This is a genomic window from Curtobacterium salicis, from assembly GCF_011759505.1.
GTDB lineage: Bacteria > Actinomycetota > Actinomycetes > Actinomycetales > Microbacteriaceae > Curtobacterium > Curtobacterium salicis.
This window is the reverse complement of sequence record NZ_JAAOYO010000001.1, coordinates 91,430-107,726: the sequence shown is the minus strand read 5'-3', so window position 1 is coordinate 107,726 and position 16,297 is coordinate 91,430. Positions and strand designations below refer to the sequence as shown.

Annotated in this window: 17 protein-coding genes and 1 pseudogene; 3 read left to right on the top strand and 15 right to left on the bottom strand. The window is 67.8% G+C overall.

Features of this window, described 5'->3' with window-relative positions; all coding sequences use genetic code 11:
* Window positions 1–69 precede the first annotated feature (69 nt).
* The 6 genes from E9228_RS00590 to E9228_RS00565 all read right to left on the bottom strand — a co-directional run bounded on the left by E9228_RS00590 (window position 70) and on the right by E9228_RS00565 (window position 6,037).
* The gene (locus E9228_RS00590; RefSeq protein WP_166778706.1) at window positions 70–1,011 is read right to left on the bottom strand and encodes a phosphatidate cytidylyltransferase; all 942 of its coding nucleotides are present in this window, start codon (window positions 1,009–1,011) and stop codon (window positions 70–72) included.
* 50 nt (window positions 1,012–1,061) lie between these two features.
* On the bottom strand, window positions 1,062–1,616 hold the full coding sequence (gene frr, locus E9228_RS00585; protein WP_166778705.1) for a ribosome recycling factor: 555 nt from the start codon (window positions 1,614–1,616) through the stop codon (window positions 1,062–1,064).
* Window positions 1,617–1,670: 54 nt separating this feature from the next.
* Entirely contained in the window at window positions 1,671–2,390 is a 720-nt protein-coding gene (gene pyrH / locus E9228_RS00580) for a UMP kinase (RefSeq protein ID WP_166778704.1), read from the bottom strand.
* A 105-nt stretch (window positions 2,391–2,495) separates the two neighbouring features.
* On the bottom strand, window positions 2,496–3,323 hold the full coding sequence (gene tsf, locus E9228_RS00575) for a translation elongation factor Ts (protein WP_166778703.1): 828 nt from the start codon (window positions 3,321–3,323) through the stop codon (window positions 2,496–2,498).
* A gap of 90 nt (window positions 3,324–3,413) precedes the next feature.
* Window positions 3,414–4,340 carry a 30S ribosomal protein S2 gene (gene rpsB, locus E9228_RS00570; protein ID WP_166778702.1) on the bottom strand — a complete coding sequence of 309 codons (927 nt, stop codon included), beginning with the start codon at window positions 4,338–4,340 and terminating at the stop codon, window positions 3,414–3,416.
* Window positions 4,341–4,594: 254 nt separating this feature from the next.
* Entirely contained in the window at window positions 4,595–6,037 is a 1,443-nt protein-coding gene (locus E9228_RS00565; protein ID WP_341849713.1) for a sugar porter family MFS transporter, read from the bottom strand.
* Between the two features lie 255 nt (window positions 6,038–6,292).
* Between E9228_RS00565 and E9228_RS00560 the strand changes: the two genes are divergently transcribed.
* Window positions 6,293–7,033, top strand: a complete 741-nt coding sequence (locus E9228_RS00560; protein ID WP_166778700.1) for a murein hydrolase activator EnvC family protein — start codon at window positions 6,293–6,295, stop codon at window positions 7,031–7,033.
* Here the strand turns inward: E9228_RS00560 and E9228_RS00555 are convergent.
* From E9228_RS00555 to E9228_RS00525, 8 genes and pseudogenes are all read right to left on the bottom strand, one after another.
* Complete coding sequence (locus E9228_RS00555; protein ID WP_166778699.1) at window positions 7,018–8,034, bottom strand: tyrosine recombinase XerC; 1,017 nt, start codon at window positions 8,032–8,034, stop codon at window positions 7,018–7,020. The two genes, E9228_RS00560 and E9228_RS00555, sit on opposite strands and share 16 nt — an antisense overlap.
* A 121-nt stretch (window positions 8,035–8,155) precedes the next feature.
* Window positions 8,156–9,460, bottom strand: coding sequence for a DNA-processing protein DprA (dprA, locus tag E9228_RS00550; protein WP_166778698.1), 1,305 nt, complete (start codon window positions 9,458–9,460; stop codon window positions 8,156–8,158).
* 38 nt (window positions 9,461–9,498) lie between these two features.
* On the bottom strand, window positions 9,499–9,825 hold the full coding sequence (locus E9228_RS16855; protein WP_289845917.1) for a magnesium chelatase subunit ChlI family protein: 327 nt from the start codon (window positions 9,823–9,825) through the stop codon (window positions 9,499–9,501).
* Between the two features lie 15 nt (window positions 9,826–9,840).
* Window positions 9,841–9,969 (bottom strand): annotated as a pseudogene (locus E9228_RS17245) (ATP-binding protein); the annotation flags it as partial.
* Window positions 9,970–10,118: 149 nt separating this feature from the next.
* Window positions 10,119–10,592 (bottom strand): Mov34/MPN/PAD-1 family protein, encoded by a 474-nt coding sequence (locus tag E9228_RS00540; protein WP_252727598.1) that lies wholly within the window; start codon window positions 10,590–10,592, stop codon window positions 10,119–10,121.
* Entirely contained in the window at window positions 10,577–11,491 is a 915-nt protein-coding gene (locus tag E9228_RS00535) for a HesA/MoeB/ThiF family protein (protein WP_252727595.1), read from the bottom strand. Before E9228_RS00535 ends, E9228_RS00540 begins: the two co-directional genes overlap by 16 nt.
* Before the next feature lie 395 nt (window positions 11,492–11,886).
* Window positions 11,887–12,426: a ubiquitin-conjugating enzyme family protein gene (locus tag E9228_RS00530; RefSeq protein WP_341849712.1), complete on the bottom strand. Its 540-nt coding sequence runs from the start codon at window positions 12,424–12,426 to the stop codon at window positions 11,887–11,889.
* Complete coding sequence (locus E9228_RS00525; protein WP_166778696.1) at window positions 12,423–13,382, bottom strand: nucleotidyltransferase domain-containing protein; 960 nt, start codon at window positions 13,380–13,382, stop codon at window positions 12,423–12,425. Before E9228_RS00525 ends, E9228_RS00530 begins: the two co-directional genes overlap by 4 nt.
* Before the next feature lie 97 nt (window positions 13,383–13,479).
* Between E9228_RS00525 and E9228_RS00520 the strand changes: the two genes are divergently transcribed.
* The gene (locus E9228_RS00520; RefSeq protein WP_166778695.1) at window positions 13,480–14,280 is read left to right on the top strand and encodes a DUF6602 domain-containing protein; all 801 of its coding nucleotides are present in this window, start codon (window positions 13,480–13,482) and stop codon (window positions 14,278–14,280) included.
* Window positions 14,281–14,437: 157 nt separating this feature from the next.
* A complete protein-coding gene (locus tag E9228_RS00515) occupies window positions 14,438–15,628 on the top strand; it encodes a hypothetical protein (RefSeq protein WP_166778694.1) in 1,191 nt (396 codons plus the stop codon).
* Here the strand turns inward: E9228_RS00515 and E9228_RS16850 are convergent.
* Window positions 15,542–16,297, bottom strand: a complete 756-nt coding sequence (locus tag E9228_RS16850) for a helix-turn-helix domain-containing protein (RefSeq protein ID WP_252727483.1) — start codon at window positions 16,295–16,297, stop codon at window positions 15,542–15,544. The two genes, E9228_RS00515 and E9228_RS16850, sit on opposite strands and share 87 nt — an antisense overlap.

Sequence of the window (16,297 nt, the reverse complement as noted above, 5' to 3'; positions counted from 1 at the left end):
TGCCAGTCCTCGACCAGTGCAGGACCTGGACGCGCGGGGACCAGCCGCTCGGACCGGCGCGGAGGGGTGTCAGTGGTTGATGACGAGGTACATCAGGTAGGCGATCGCCGCCGACGGCAGGATGCTGTCGATCCGGTCGAGCAGTCCCCCGTGTCCGGGCAGGAACGAGGAGATGTCCTTGATGCCCAGGTCGCGTTTGATCATCGACTCGGTGAGGTCGCCCAGCGTGGCCGAGCCGGAGATGAGCACTCCGAGGATGATGCCGGTCCACCAGGGCAGGCCGAGCATCAGCCACGTGACGAGGATGCCGACGATGATGCTCGCGCCGACCGAGCCGCCGAAGCCCTCCCAGGTCTTCTTCGGACTGATCCGGGGTGCCATCGGGTGCTTGCCGAGGTTGATGCCGGTGGCGTACGCCCCGGTGTCGACCGCGACCACCACGAGGATGAACCCGACGACCCAGAGCTGCCCGCGGTCCTGCGCGGACAGCAGCACGACACAGGCGCCGAGCAGGGTGACGTAGGCCTGGACGAACAGCCCGTTCGTCAGGTCTCGCGCGACGCTGGACGCCGGCGGCTTCGTCCGGGACACCGCGACCTCGACGAGCCGCCAGAGCGAGATGAACACCACACCGCCGAGCAGCGTGAAGAGGGCCCAGACCTGCCCGCCGAGGAACGCCGCGGGCACCGTGGCCACCGCGACCGCCACGCTCGGGATCCGGGGGACGTCCCGACCTGCGAACCGCATGGCGCTCGCGAGCTCGTACACGCCGAGTCCGAGCAGGAACGCGGCCACCACCATGAACGACGGCGTGTAGAAGAGCAGCGAGCCGAGCATGACCACCGCGAAGGCCAGGGCGATCGCGATGGCTGCCGGCAGGTTGCGACCCGTCCGTGCGGTCAGTGCCTCGTTCCGGGCACCGAACTCCGCGCGGCGTTGACGGATCTGCGCCTCGAAGTCGTTCCGGGCCGCCCTCGCCCGCGCATCGAAGTCCTGTCGGAACCCCGACATGCGGCGGTCATCAGATGTGGGGCGGTCGTCGCCCTGGTCGGGACGGCGCATCAGACCTCGAGGAGTTCGGCTTCCTTCTTCTTCAGCGCGTCGTCGATCTGGTCGACGTGCTTCTTGGTGAGCGCGTCGAGCTCCTTGTCGCTGCGGGCGATGTCGTCGTCCGACACCTCGCCCTTCAGCGCGTCGAGGTCGTCCTTCGCCTTGCGACGGATGTTGCGGAGCACGACCTTGTGGTCTTCGCCCTTGCTCTTGACGATCTTCACGAACTCCTTGCGGCGCTCGGCCGAGAGCTCCGGGATCGTCACACGGACGATCTCACCGTCGTTGGTCGGGCTGGCACCGAGGTTCGGGAAGGTCGCGATGGCCCGCTCGATCTCCTTGAGCGCCGTCTTGTCGTACGGCGTCACGATCAGGGTGCGGGCTTCCGGCGTCTGGAGGGACGCGAGCTGCGCGAGCGGGGTCGGCGAACCGTAGTACTCGACCGGGATCTTCTGGAAGAGGGCGGCGTTGATGCGGCCGGTGCGCACGGTGCCGAAGTCGTCCTTCGCCACGTCGACGGCCTTCGCCATCTTCTCGGTCGCATCGGTCATGACGTCACTGATCACGGTGGTTCTCCTTCGGTACGGGTCGAGTCTAGTCAGTCGGCGACGGTGCGCCGGTCAGTTGCTGACGACGGTGCCGATGCGCTCGCCCTGGATCGCGGCACGGACGTTGCCCTCGCCCTCCATGCCGAAGACGTGCATCGGCATGCCGTTGTCCATGCAGAGCGAGAACGCGGTCGCGTCGACGACCTTCAGGCCCTTGAGCAGCGCGTCCTGGTAGGTCACGTGGTGCAGCTTCTCGGCGGTCGGGTCCTTCTTCGGGTCTGCGGAGTACACCCCGTCGACGCCGTTCTTGGCGACCAGGACCTCGTCGGCACCGATCTCGAGTGCACGCTGCGCCGCGACGGTGTCGGTCGAGAAGTACGGCAGGCCGGCGCCGGCGCCGAAGATGACGACGCGGCCCTTCTCCAGGTGACGCTCGGCGCGACGCGGGATGTAGGGCTCTGCGACCTGGGTCATGCTGATGGCGGACTGCACGCGGGTGGCCGCGCCGGCCTGCTCGAGGAAGTCCTGCAGGGCGAGCGCGTTCATCACGGTGCCGAGCATGCCCATGTAGTCGGCGCGTCCGCGGTCCATGCCGCGCTGCGAGAGCTCGGCGCCGCGGAAGAAGTTGCCACCGCCGACGACGATCGCGACCTCGACCTCCTGGGCCGCGACGGCGATCTGCTTGGCGATGGTGCTGATGACGTCCGGGTTGACTCCCAGGGAACCGGCGCCGAACGCCTCTCCCGAGAGCTTCAGCAGGACTCGTCGGCGGCCGGTCTTCTCGTCGGTCATGTCGGGGCACCCTTCGTCGTGGTCTCGTGGAAATGTACTCGGTGCGCGGGGGCACACGACAACGGGGCCAGGAACCGGTTGGTTCCTGGCCCCGTCACGGGTTCGTTACGCGCCGACCTTGACGCGGGCGAAGCCCTGGATCGTGATGCCGGCGTTCTCGGCGGCCTTCGCGACGGAGATCTTGTTGTCCTTCGCGTAGTCCTGGTCGAGGAGTGAGATGCCCTTGATGAAGGCGTTCACGCGACCCTCGACGATCTTCGGGAGGGCGGCCTCGGGCTTGCCCTCTTCGCGCGTGATCGCCTCGACGGTCGCACGCTCCTTCTCGATGGCCTCGGTCGGGACCTCGTCGCGCGTGAGGTACGACGGGTTCGCGAACGCGACGTGCTGTGCGATCGAACGGGCCTCGGCGGCGTTGTCACCCTCGTAGGCGACGACGACGGCGATCTGCGGCGGCAGGTCCTGGCTCGTCTTGTGCAGGTAGATCTCGAAGGCCGAGCCCTCGAGACGGCGGACCGTGCGGACCTCGAGCTTCTCGCCGAGCGCAGCAGCGTTCTCGTTGACGAGCTCGAGCACCGTCTTGCCGTCGACCGGCGCGGCGTTCGCGGAGGCGACGTCGGTGGCTCCGGCAGCGGCGACCGCACCGAGCACCTTGTCGGCGAGGGTCGTGAACTTCTCGTTCTTGGCGACGAAGTCGGTCTCGCTCGCGAGCTCGACGACGGTCGCGGCACCGTTGTCGGCGGAGGCGACGACGACACCCTCGGAGGTCGCACGGTCGTCGCGCTTGGCGACGGCCTTCGCGCCCTTGATGCGGAGCAGTTCGACGGCCTTGTCGTAGTCGCCGTCAGCCTCGACGAGCGCGTTCTTCGCGTCCATCATGCCGGCCCCGAGGTCCTCGCGGAGCTTCTTCACGTCCTGTGCGGTGAAGTTTGCCATTGACAGGCGTCCTTTCTGGACTGTGCGTGTGTGGAGAGTGGGGAGCGAGGCAGGGGCGCCGGACCGGTGTCGGTCCGGCGCCCCTGGTGATCACTCGGCGGGAGTCGTCTCCGCGGCCTTCTCGGCCTCGGCGGTCGGCTCGGCGTTCTTGTCGGCGTCGGCGATCGGCTCGCCGATCTCCTTCGCGGCGACCTGCGCGTCAGCGTCGTTCTCCTGGACGGTCGCGCCCTCCGGAGCGGCGTCGGCGGCCGGCGTTGCGCTGTCGCCACCGAGGAGCTCCTGCTCCCACTCGGCGAGCGGCTCAGCAGCTGCGTCGTCGTCGCCACCGTTGTGACGGGCCTTCAGACCCTCGGCAGCCGCGTCGGCGACGATGCGGGTGAGGAGACCGACGGAGCGGATCGCGTCGTCGTTGCCCGGGATCGGGTACGTGATCTCGTCCGGGTCGCAGTTGGTGTCGAGGATGCCGATGATCGGGATCCCGAGCTTCTGCGCCTCGTCGACGGCGAGGTGCTCCTTCTTGGTGTCGACGATCCAGAGCGCGCTCGGGGTCCGCGTGAGGTTGCGGATACCACCGAGGGTCTTGTGGAGCTTGTCGAGCTCGCGCTTCTTGATGAGGAGCTCCTTCTTGGTGAAGCCCTTCGTCGTGTCGTCGAAGTCGATCTCCTCGAGCTCCTTCATGCGCGCGAGGCGCTTGGAGACCGTCTGGAAGTTCGTGAGCAGACCGCCGAGCCAACGCTGGTTGACGTACGGCTGGCCGACGCGGGTCGCCTGCTCGGCGATGGAGCCCTGCGCCTGCTTCTTGGTGCCCACGAAGAGGATCGTGCCACCGTGCGAGACCGTCTCCTTGACGAAGTCGTACGCGCGGTCGATGAAGGCCAGCGACTGCTGCAGGTCGATGATGTGGATGCCCGAGCGCTCGGCGAGGATGAAGCGCTTCACCTTCGGGTTCCACCGACGGGTCTGGTGTCCGAAGTGGACGCCGCTGTCGAGCAGCTGGCGGATGGTGACGACGGCCATGTGCCGTCCTCCTTCTGTCTTCTCGGCGCACGGCATGACCGTGCACCTGGTGCGGTTGTGTCGACCACGGCCGGAGGACGTGGTCCCTGGTGTCCTGACGCACGACCGCCCACTCGTGAGAGCGGGACCGATGACCGTGTGTGTTGCGTGGACACGCGAAGTCAGCGCGCTCGGCGCGCTGCTGGAGAAATGCTAACAGACGGGAGGCACGGTGCGGGTCGGACCCGCACCGTGCCTCCCGTCCGTGGTGGCGTCTACGCCTTGGCGTCGACCCTGTCGCCTTCGGCGGAGATGCCCATCTCCTCGAGCGAGCGGCCCTTGGTCTCCGGGATCTTCGCGATGACGAAGAAGAGCGAGAGCAACGCGAACAGCGCGTAGATGCCGTAGGTGACCGTCAAGTTGAAGCCGGACAGCACCGGGAACGAGATCGTGACGATGAAGTTCGCGATCCAGTTGGCGGCCGAACCGACGCCGAGTGCGGTGGCGCGGATGCGGTTCGGGAACATCTCGCCGAGCAGCACCCACATGAGCGGACCCCACGTCGCGCCGAAGGACACCACGAACAGGTTCGCGAAGACCAGCGCGATGACACCCCAGGCGCCGGGGAGCTTCGGTTCACCGTTGACGATCGACGCCTGCGAGAACGCGATCGCGACCATCGTCAGCGAGATGAACATGCCCGCGGAACCGGCGATCAGCAGCGGCTTCCGACCGACCTTGTCGACCAGGAAGATCGCGATGAAGGTCACCGCGACGTTGACCACCGAGGTGATCGTCGAGATGAGGAACGACTGCTCCTCCTTGAACCCGACGGCCTGCCAGAGCGTCGTCGAGTAGTAGAAGATCACGTTGATGCCGACGAACTGCTGCAGCACGGCGAGGATGATGCCGACCCAGACGATCGGCTGGAGCCCGAAGCGGTTGCCGCGGATCGAGCCCTTCTTCTCCTTGGCTTCCTTCTCGATGCCGTCCTGGATCTCCTCCAGGCTCGTGTTCACGGTGTCCCTGGGGACGATCTTGCCCATGACCTCGCGGGCGTCGTCGCTCCGGCCCTTCGTCAGCAGGTAGCGCGGCGACTCGGGCAGCGTGATCGCGAGCACGCCGTAGACGATCGACGGCACGACGCCCACCAGGAACATCCAGCGCCATGCCGGCAGGCCGAAGACCTCGGCCGACGCGCTGCCCGCCGTCACCGCGAAGAACTGGTCGGAGAGCAGGGCGGCGAAGATACCGAGCGTGATCGCGAGCTGCTGGAACGACGCGAGGCGCCCGCGGATGGCCTTCGGGGAGACCTCGGAGATGTACGCCGGTGCGATGACCGAGGCGGTACCGATGCCGAGACCACCGACGAGACGCCACAGCACGAAGTCCCACGTGGCGAACGCGAAGCCGCTGCCGATCGACGAGACGAAGAAGAGGACGGCGGCCCAGAACATGATCTTCGTGCGCCCGAACCGGTCGGCGAGGCGACCGGCGAAGTAGGCGCCGAAGGCACAGCCGATCAGGGCCGAGGCGACCGCGAAGCCGCTGGCGGCGTCGGAGAGGTCGAACTCACCCTTGATCGCGTCGACCGCACCGTTGATCACGGATGAGTCGAAGCCGAAGAGGAAGCCACCGACCGCCGCCGCGATGGCGAACAGTGTGACCTTCCCCTTGAACGCACGGTCGTCGCCGTGTCCGGTGGTCGTGTTCGACACGATGCTCCTGGATTCCCGCCGCCGTGCCGGGTGGTGCACGGTGCCCCGGCGGTCGGCTGGATCGCCGTCCGAGCGGCGTTGCGGTGTCCGGAGCGGCCCCGACAGTACCCCTTCCTCAGCTGCTCAGCACATCAGGTGTGGTCCAGCCGGTCCTGTCCTGCACCGGACGGGAGGCCCGGGGCACCCTCCACAGACCGGCATCGCTCCGCCTCGTCGCCGCGCCGGACACAGCACCGTGGACCCAGGAGGTCGGCGATGCGACGAGGTCGGGGACGTGACGAGGACGTGTGGCGGTGGGGCGTGCGGCCGAGTGCGCTCGGGTCGCTCGGGGTGGTCCTGGTGCTCCAGGTGCTCCTGGTGGTGGCGCTGGTCGTGTCATCGGCATCGGTCACCCGCTCCGGCGCAACCTGGCCGGGAGTCGCATCGACGGTCGTCGCACCGACGGTCGCCGCGTCGCCGGACCCGGTGCCGACGGAGCCGGTGCCGACGGATCCCGTGCCGACGGACCCGGCGTCAGCGGAGGTCCTGGCGGCGGACGTCGCGACGACCGCGGCGCAGCGTGCGGCCCGTCCGACGGCACGATGGTCCTGGCCGACGACGACGAGGGTGGTCCTCCGTCCCTGGGACGCACCCGCCACCGACTTCGGAGCAGGACACCGCGGCCTCGACGTGCCCGCATCGCCCGGCAGTCCGGTGCGAGCGCCGGCAGACGGGACGGTCGCGTTCGCCGGGCAGGTCGGAGGGCGGTCCGTCGTCACGATCGACCACGGCGAGGGGCTGGTGAGCACGCTCGACCCGGTCGTGCCGTCGCTGTCGGCGGGCGCCCGGGTCCGCCGGGGCGACCACGTCGGGACGGTCGGCATCGGACACTGCCCGGCGGCGTCGCCGTGCCTGCACCTCGGGGCCCGGGTCGACGGCACGTACGTGGACCCGTTGCCGCTGTTGCCGCGGCCGGCCTGGCCGGTGCTGCTGCCGGACGGTCAGGCGCGCGGGTGAGCGGTGCGGTACACCTCGCGGAGACGCGCTGACGAGACGTGCGTGTAGATCTGCGTGGTCCCCAGGCTGGCGTGCCCGAGGAGCTCCTGCACCGCGCGGAGGTCCGCTCCCCCGTCGAGCAGGTGTGTGGCGGCGGTGTGCCGGAAGGTGTGCGGGCCGCTCGGACCCTCGCCGGGCAGGGCCTCGAGCAGGCGCGCGACGACGCGGTAGGCGCTCCGGGTCCCGAGCCGGCCGCCGCGGTCCCCGAGGAACAGGGCGGTGCCGGACGACGCAGCGCTCGATGCGGCTGCGGGTCGGGCGGTGGCTGCCGGTACGGGTACGGGTCCGGCTGCGGCTGCGGCTGCGGCTGCGGCCACCACGGGTCGGCCGCGCTCGAGCCACGCGTCGAGGGCGTCGTGCGCCGGAACGCCGAAGGGCACCACCCGCTCCTTGCCGCCCTTGCCGAGCACCCGGACCGTCAGGCGCGTTCGATCGACGTCGCCGAGGTCGAGCCCGACGAGTTCGCTCACGCGGATCCCGGCGGCGTAGAGCAGCTCGACCAGGGCTCGATCGCGGAGCGCTCCCGGGTCGTCGGTCGCGGCCCGCACGGCGAGCCCGTCGAGCATGCTGCGGACCTGGTCCTGCGCCACGACCCGCGGCAGGTGCGCCGCTCCCTTCGGCGCCCGGAGCCGCACCCCCGGGTCCACGGTCAGGACGCCGGTCTCGCTCGCCCACCGGGTGAAGGCCCGGACCGAGGCGCTCCGGCGAGCGATGGTCGATCGTGCGAGCCCGCGTTCGGTCGCTGCCCACAGCCAGTCACGCAGCACCTCGAGCGTGAGCCCGGGCGCGGTGCGGATCAGCCGGTCGGCGGCGAACGACACGAGGTCCTCGAGGTCGGCTCGGTACGCACGGACGGTCTGCTCGCTGAGGCCCCGTCCGTGTCGGCAGTGGTCGAGGAACACCCCGACGACGACCCCGAGCGTCGCGCCGTCGCGCTCCTGGTCGTGATCGGTGTCCGGCATGACGTCAGGGTAGGCGGGTCGGACCCGCTCCCCCGACGACGCGCCCGCCATCGGATCCCGAGCGCCGGCGCCACACGCTCGTGGCGATCCCGGTGGCCTGTGCCCACGTCGGTGACCGCGGTCACGGGTTCACCCATCCAGCTGGGTGCCGCCGGACCAGTCCCTGCAGTTCGGCGAGTGCCAGGGCGTCCGCGGTGTCGACGAGGGACAGCCCCGACCGCCGGGCGATCTCGTCCATCGGCACCGCGCGCCGGCGGTCGAGCGCGTCGACCACACGGAGCACGTCGGGGTCCGTCCGGGCACCGGCGATCGGCACCTCGGCGCCCGCGACGATCGGTTCTCCGGACCAGAGCCGCACAGCGGTGTCCGGTGGGTCGTGCGGCTGCACGACGATCTCCGCCCGCCGGTCCGCGATCAACCGGTGGCACCCGACCGACGCCGATGACGAGTAGGGCCCGGGCACGGCGAACACCGGGCGGCCGAGGTGGCCGGCGTGGTTCGCGGTGTTGAGCGCTCCGGAGCGGGCACCCGCCTCGACGATGACGGTCGTCGTGCTCATCGCCGCGATCAACCGGTTGCGCGCCAGGAACCGCCAGCGGGACGGCCGCGTCCCCGGTGGGCACTCGGCGATGAGCGCACCCTGGTCCGCGACGGATCGCAGCATCGCGGTGTTCGCGGCCGGGTAGAGCTGGTCGACACCACCGGCGAGCACCGCGACCGTCGGCGTCCGGGCGGCCATGGCCACCCGGTGAGCGACGGCGTCGATGCCGTGAGCGCCGCCGGACACCACGACGCAGCCGGCGTCGGCTGAGGCGGAGGTGATCTCCGCTGCCGCCTCGGCACCGAGGATCGTGTTCGCCCGGGAGCCGACGACCGCCACGGACGGCCGCCGTGCTGCGCAGGAGCCGCCCCGCCGCCAGAGCACGAGCGGAGCATGTGGACCGAGGTCGTCGACGCCCACCGGCCAGTCCGGGTCTCCGGGGACGAGCAGCGCGCAGCCGACCGCTGAGGCTGCCGAGAGCACCGCGTCGACGTCGAGCCGCAGCAGCCGCGGTCGCCACCGCTGCAGAGCCGGCACGAGCGCGGTGGCGGTCGTCTCGACGAGCCGGTCACGGATGTCGTCCTCGTCGAGTGCCCGGACGACCGGACCCGACGCCGCACCCGCACCCACACCCACACCCGCACCCACACCCGCACCCGCACCCGCACCCGCACCGACCAGCATCTCGGCCAACTCGATCGGCCCGGCGTCGAGTGCGGCGAGGGCAGCACGGATCGCCCGGCTCGCCCCGAGACGCCCGACGAGCTCCCCCGCGTCGGCGTCACCGGGCTCGACGACGGTCGACCACGCGACCCGGGCCAGGACCTCGACGTCCGCGGACGCGCTGCTCCGACCGGCGACGTCCGCTCGCAGCCGCCTGAGCACCCCGTCGCCGCCTCTTCCCCGGACCACCGCGCTGCCGTTCACAGCGCGGTCCGCAGGGCGAGCGCCCGTTCGACGTGCCGCCGCTCCGGACGGTCGTCCCCGCCGAGGTCGGCCATCGTCCACGCCAGACGCATCACCCGGTCCCACCCCCGCATGGTGAGCGTCCCCAGGTCGAGTCCCCGGTCGAGCAGGTCCGTCGCCCCGGTGGCGGCGCGCCCCTCGTCCCGCAACCAGGACCCGGTGACCTCGGCGTTCCGGGTCCATCCCGTCCCCTGCAACCGCGTCCGCATCCGTCGCCGCGCATCGAGGACGGTACGTCGCGCCGACGCGGTGCTCGGGGTCTGGCCGTCCGCGGCCCGGAGCATGCCGGTCGTCACCCTCGGGACCGCGACCCGGATGTCGATCCGGTCGAGCAGCGGTCCGGACAACCGTCCGAGGTAGCGCCGGACGGCGCTCGGCACGCAGGTACACGCCGGGCCTCCTGACGACCCGGCGTTGCCGCACGGGCAGGGGTTCGCCGCGAGCTTTTATAGGGGGTCAACGCACGTCAATGCGTTAGTCCAGAGGGCGCCCGGCTACGTCCTCAGCGTGGACGCAGGGCAGTATGCGACCTGAACTGACGTAGAGCGGCACCTCTGGCAGGCACGACAATTCCGGACTACGACAGGATCGTGATCCGTTCCAACGATGATTGCGTCACAGCCCAGCCGACCATCGAGCAGTTCTGCCCTCGCGACCGAACAAGAAGCGACAAGAACGCGCTGGGGCCGATGTTGCCCTGGCGCAGGTGAGCTCGGTAGGTCGACAGATCCACTTGGCTCGGCATCAACGAACTGGTGCGGTGGGTGTGCCACTCACCGATCCATTGAGAACGATCTCGGTACCACGCCTCGTCCGCCAGTTTGGAGGCATAGAGCGTGTCTCGATCAAACCTGCGCGCCTGGTGCACTGCCCCAGGTCCAGGCCCACCCGCGACGCTCACCAAGATCTCGGCCCCAAGGTCATGTCCGAGGAGTACTCCACCCGTCTCAAGATTGGCGTCGGCCCGGACCGCCTCGGTTTCAATGGCACGGCGTGCTGCCGCACTCAACCTGACGAGCCCGGGAGCCGGCGCGGCTAAGTCAGAGAACATGTCGCGCACGCGGCTCGATGGGGTGGCACTTCCGACCAGCGGAGCTCCCCCGGCGCCGAGACGCCAAACGGGCCCGCAAGCGCCATCACCGGCCGGAGCCCGATCACGGCGTGATCACTCGGAAGGCGCGAGCCCGGCATTCCTTGTCGCGACTCGAGGAGCGTTGCGATAGTCGCCTGTGCCGCGAGTTGCCCCACCAACTGCAAGTCGCTCGGGATCGCAGTCATTGGCTTGTGCGAACTTCCAGTGCCGTACCCGAGTTCCTGATCGGCTTCCGGGTCGATCCACCCGTTGGCTTCCAGGTAGGCGCGGTGACAGAGCAGACATCCTCGGCCGCGGCCCGGGCGCGATCGGAAGATCTCGCCGATACTCCCGCCATTGAGTACACACGCGAAGATCGCAGACGTCCGAGCGAGACGGGCCAGATGATTGACCACGCGTCGCGGGGCAATTCCATCTGCGCAACAGAGCACGACTGTCGAAGCCTGGATGATCGGACGAAAGAGCTCGGCGTGCTCGACGACATCCAGTCGGTGTGGGATGAGCGTTGTCCGAGTAGCCGGATTCGTGTCCGCGTCGCGCTCGGCTATGGACGCGGCCAAGGCGTCGACTTTGTACCGACCTACGGATTCAGGTCCAAGGCGGTGGCGGATCACGTTGTGCCACAGAAGCCGATCGGGATCCACGAGGTGAAGTTCCCCCACGCCAATTCGTGAGAGCGCGTCAGCCGCCGCGCTGCCGATCGAGCCGGTGCCGACAATGGTTATCGACTCTTTCGCCAGTTGACGGAGCGGCCAGTCACCAGTGAGTTGGGAGGCGCCAAAGTCCTCCGGCTCGGCATGAACCGGGAACGGGACGACACCGTCTCGTTCGACCAGCCACCCCGAGAATTCTGGCATGCCCGCAGCCCTGAGTTCCGGAGGAACGTCTTCGTGGCTCACGATGAGCAGTCCTGAGATGGCGCCGGGGTCGTCGGTCCCGGGGACCATTTGATGGAGGGCTTCGAAGGGAAGGGCTCCGTTCGGTCGCCGTGTGAGCAGCAGGTAGGTTGCCGCGAGATCCGGGCTGTCCGATCGTGCCCATTGCCCCCACCGAGTCAGATCACCCCACGTTAGCGATGCGAACAACCGATCGGGGCGCACGTCGACGAATGTGTTCTCGCTCGTCTCGACAGCGTCTACGACAAAGCGACCGTCTGTCTCGGAGAGCTTGAATCGGAGGTTGCCGAGACGACGCGACGAGGCATTGATCAGACGGAGGGCATCGCGCGGCACCATTACGAACGGAGAGTTCGTCATTCCTCGGCCGCCTGCTTCGCCTGCTCGACGACGAGGTAGTCAAGGTGCGTGTCTGTGACGATTCCCCGTTCGGTCATCCGAGCAATCGCGCCTCGATGCATCAGCTCGTATTCGATGCGCCAGCCAGCGCTTTTGAGGACGATGTCTCCGATGCTGGCCGAGGGGTCCCACATTCCGTCGGACTGAAAGAGGCACAGCGACCCTCCCGGCGAGACATGCCAGACAGTGTCCGAGACCTCGAGGATCGCTGGTTGTGGCTCCGTTGGGTAAACGCGAGGCGGAAGCATTGGGTACGCCGAGGGGTAGGTGATGACGACGCTCATCGGGTTCGGAAGGAGTGCGTCGAGGTTCGGGGGTGCTGGCCGATCAAACGGCCATAGAGGCAGTGTGCCGACCCAGCCACCGTTCGCGAGGAATTCACCCTCCGGGGTGCGACGAAGCAGGTCCGGCGCGATGACAGCCAGTTCGTCGACATCTCGGAGGAGCCGGCTCGGGTCCCAGTCGAACCATCGGGTTAGGGCTGCTTCGTCCGTCACCCTTGCGGACTGTCTTTCACGGTCCGTGGCCCATCCGGCACGACGGCTGCGCCAGCGGCCGCAAGAATCTCCGGGAACTCTTCACCGAAGATCTCTCGCCACAGCCGACTCGCACGCGCGTCATCGTTTGCGACTTGCGCTGCGCCGGCGTCGATGGCGATGTTCGACGCGGTCCGGAGTCGAGAGCCGAGCTCGTCCATGTCGAGATCGCTCTGGATTGGGCCGCAAAGGTGTGCCGGGTCTTCGACGACGAGCCCGGAGTCGATCCGGAACGCGGCCGCAGTGAAGAAATTTCGAATCGCGGCAGGTCGATTGAGGTCAGTGGACAGGTGTTCGAGTGCGAGCACTTCCATCACAAGCGACTTGACCTTCAGCGGCGCTTGCTCCGCGCCCCAGAACTTCAGCATTCGGACGGCGCCTGCGTACTGCGACCACTCTGAGTGCTTTCGGGCAGCCTCCGCGATGAGGTACTCAGGATCCGCGTCCACCCATCCTTCGCTAAGCGCTTCGGGGATGAGGAAGCCCCGATCGGTCCTGAGCGCTGGCATGACATCGACGGTGAACGCGTCCACGTCTTCGGGATCGTCCAAGAAGCACTTGACCGCGTGGTTTCGAGGTCGGGCGAGGCGAACCAGCTGGTCGACCGTTCCTGCCCCGACCCCGAGAAGGCGGTTGACGGCTGCGCGCGCATGATCGAGGGCATCGTGGGCGGATGCACCGGACGCACCCCACGCCTCGTGCTGAGAAGCGTCGTAAACAACGATGAGGTCGACATCGTGGATCGGATCTTTGTGAGTTCCTCGTGCCAACGAGCCGGAGGGTACGACCTCGACGACGTCGGGTTCGGACTTGAACGCACGCTCGAACAACCGCCTCCGTCGGCGGGCCTCGGCCACCTGATCGGGGTCCGCGTTCACGACGGACTGGAAGGTCGCGAACGAGTCGGTGATAGTCATGGCACTCCACAGATTCCAAGTTTTCGGTGATCCTCACGCTAGCGTCGACCACCGACATCCGCGCATAGGGTGGATGCGGGACTGAAACGAGGGGTGCATGGCCAAGCAACATCGCGTCGATATCAGAGAGGCGTTCGTCAAGCGACAGCGCCTCCTGGCTGCTCAGCTCGAGTTGCCGCTGGACTTCACCAAGCACCCCACCACCCTTGGAGATGCGTCGGAGGCGAACTGGGGCCGTATGCTCCGCTCGTTCCTTCCGGGGCGGTACGAGATCGGCCCCATCTTCGCCATGGACTCGAACGGCGATCAGAGCGAGCAGATTGATCTTGCAATTTACGACCGCCAGTACTCGCCACTATGGTTCGAGGCCGGATCCAGCCGCATCGTGCCCGTCGAGAGCGTGTACGCGGTCCTCGAGGTGAAGCCCGAGGTCGCGGCAGGGACCCTGAGGTACGCGGCCGAGAAGGTCGCGAGCGTCCGCCGCCTCGTCCGCCGGTCCGGACCGATCGTGGACATCTCGGGTACGCATGATGGGCCTCCGCCTGAATCTCGACCCATTCTTGGCGGCATCGTCGGGCTCCGGAGCGGATGGACGAACGGATTTGACTCGCCCGCGGCGAAAGCGCAACTGGCCAGCCACCACGGCGACGCTCATCTCGATATGGGGCTCGCCCTAGAGCACAACGCTTTCGATCACGTTCTCGACAGCGCGAACTTGGAACTCCTGAGTCCGGGTCTAGAAGTGTCTTCACCGGGTACTCAACTGATCTTCTTCGCGTTGCGTCTGTTCCGCAGGCTGCAGTCCGTTGGCACCGCCATGGCGGTTGATCTGCGTGCATACGATGCCCTGCTCGACGGCATCGATCCGGCCGAGTTCCCGGACAGCGGCGCAGACTAGTTCACTTGCCATCCACCGGAGGTCTATCCCACACGCAAGATCCGGCGCGGCGCGGCGCGGCGCGACTCGACGGTCCCGAATATCTGGCCGACAGGGCGGTCGTCACGCAGCGCAGAACCCCGCGTGACACTCTGTCGATGAGCGGTACCTTCATCGAGTGGAGAATGAGACTGCGCAGAATATCGCCGACGCTGTCGTGGGCGTCCTACAGCGGGAGCTCCGGGGGTTCGAGCCGGCGGATGCCGCCCCCGATGACTCGGGTCCCGTTTACACCCACCGTCTACCGGTTGCCGCGGTCGCCTACGAGGGGATGTTCGACCTCCTGTTCCGGAGCCTAGGTGCATTTTCGGAGCCAGCATTTGACAAGACACGTTGGTTGTACTCGTTCAGTCTCAACGGTAGAAGCTGCCGACTCCGCTGGACGAAGTCCGGCATACGGCTCGACTTGTTTGGCCCACAATCAAACGATCATGGGGAGCCAGCGGACTCCGCAGCCATCGCAACGCGCCTGTTGAAAGCCGCCAGATCGCTGTATAGCCGTATTGTGACGCCCCGACTCAGCCCCAGCATCCGAGCCGGTCGAGCCGTCGTCCTGAATCAGTTACCGCGTTACCGCGGGATGGTCGACTTTCACCGTCAGACGATCGAGCGCGCGAAAGTCGCAAATCCGGTGCAAGTGTCAGGTCGGGCTACGGCGAAACTTGAAACCTCGGAAGCCATCCAGCAGCTGTTCGGGAGCCTGCTCGGCGCAACCTTTCGGGAGCGGGAACAGTCCTATCGGGCAACAGCGCTCGTTGCGGGATACTTCGCCTGGGTGCAACACCTGCTCGTGATTCTCTCGTCATTCTCGCCTGCAGTCCTGGATGAGGGTTTCTCCCTCGAAGATCTACTGACTGGGCAGTGGGCTCAGCAGTTCGACATAGCTTTTCCAAAACCTCACGACGCGGAGACTGCTCGGCTGAAGATGGAACTGGGCGACCTCGCGCGCGAGTTCCGCAATCCGCTACTCCACGGCGGCGGTGGCCGCTTCGAGGATGGAGTGGTGGTGGAATGGGCGCCCGGCCACGAGGCGATCGCGATCGATACGGATGCGCTCACGGATCAGTACATGCTCCTGCGCCCCTCGTTGACGGAGGAGCAAATCGCGAATCTGCTTGGGCGGGTCGACAGTATCGATGCGGGGTTTGAGCAGCACCCGTACTTCGGCTGGGCGTCCGAAGGCCTGCACGCGGATTTCCGCCGAGAATTCGTGGAACGAGCACTACGGGAGCGGCTCAGCGGCAGCGCTTCGGCCTTCACAGACGCAGCGAGCCGTGCGTTCGATGACTCCGTCAATTGGGACCGATAACTGCTGCTGGTCAGGTCCGTCGCGACCCTGTGAGCAGCCTCGCTCTGTATCGTCGTTTTCGCTGCGATCGGCGTCGGGTCGGGTGGTGCCGATGACGAGGGTGCTGCGGGCGGCTTCGACGACGTCGTTGGTGGTGACGTCGAGCTCGTTGATCCTCAGGACGCGTTGGATCTGAAGGAGCAGGTGTTCGAGGAGGCGGAAGTTACCGCGGGTGATTCGTTCGACGGCGGCGATGGTTTGTGCATCGCTGAAGTCGTCGGGGTCGAGTGTCTTCCCGAGCTCCCCGTACGACGCCGGCCCCTCCAGCGCAAGCGTCACCATCCCGGGGTCGAGGGTGGTCACGATCGACCGCATGACGGAGTACGACCGTGACGGCAGTCCGCGTCCGCTGCAGTGGATGCCGATCTGACGGCGAATCGTGGCGATCGAGGGTCGTGGCTTGGTGAGTGCGAGCCCCCCAATCAGGCGCACCAGTTCCGGTGCCGTCCGTCGGGCGCCATGATCGGTGCGGGTGCCGTCGGCGAGAGCCGTGTATCCGCCTGTTCGGTTGCCGGCGAGCCAGCGTTGCAGGGTGCGCTCGGCGACGCCCGTGGTGCGGGCCAGGGTGGTGAGCGGGATGGCGTCCTCGACGTGCAGTCGAAGGATGCGCCACCGCTCGCTCGCGTCCAT

What these genes read in the sequence shown, in the direction of transcription:
- E9228_RS00590 (WP_166778706.1), bottom strand. Translation starts at nt 1,011, where the DNA reads ATGTCGGGGTTCCGACAGGACTTCGATGCGCGGGCGAGGGCGGCCCGG.
- pyrH (WP_166778704.1), bottom strand. Translation starts at nt 2,390, where the DNA reads ATGACCGACGAGAAGACCGGCCGCCGACGAGTCCTGCTGAAGCTCTCG.
- tsf (WP_166778703.1), bottom strand. Translation starts at nt 3,323, where the DNA reads ATGGCAAACTTCACCGCACAGGACGTGAAGAAGCTCCGCGAGGACCTC.
- rpsB (WP_166778702.1), bottom strand. Translation starts at nt 4,340, where the DNA reads ATGGCCGTCGTCACCATCCGCCAGCTGCTCGACAGCGGCGTCCACTTC.
- E9228_RS00560 (WP_166778700.1), top strand. Translation starts at nt 6,293, where the DNA reads ATGCGACGAGGTCGGGGACGTGACGAGGACGTGTGGCGGTGGGGCGTG.
- E9228_RS00555 (WP_166778699.1), bottom strand. Translation starts at nt 8,034, where the DNA reads ATGCCGGACACCGATCACGACCAGGAGCGCGACGGCGCGACGCTCGGG.
- E9228_RS16855 (WP_289845917.1), bottom strand. Translation starts at nt 9,825, where the DNA reads ATGCTCCGGGCCGCGGACGGCCAGACCCCGAGCACCGCGTCGGCGCGA.
- E9228_RS00540 (WP_252727598.1), bottom strand. Translation starts at nt 10,592, where the DNA reads ATGTTCTCTGACTTAGCCGCGCCGGCTCCCGGGCTCGTCAGGTTGAGT.
- E9228_RS00535 (WP_252727595.1), bottom strand. Translation starts at nt 11,491, where the DNA reads ATGCCAGAATTCTCGGGGTGGCTGGTCGAACGAGACGGTGTCGTCCCG.
- E9228_RS00525 (WP_166778696.1), bottom strand. Translation starts at nt 13,382, where the DNA reads ATGACTATCACCGACTCGTTCGCGACCTTCCAGTCCGTCGTGAACGCG.
- E9228_RS00520 (WP_166778695.1), top strand. Translation starts at nt 13,480, where the DNA reads ATGGCCAAGCAACATCGCGTCGATATCAGAGAGGCGTTCGTCAAGCGA.
- E9228_RS16850 (WP_252727483.1), bottom strand. Translation starts at nt 16,297, where the DNA reads ATGGACGCGAGCGAGCGGTGGCGCATCCTTCGACTGCACGTCGAGGAC.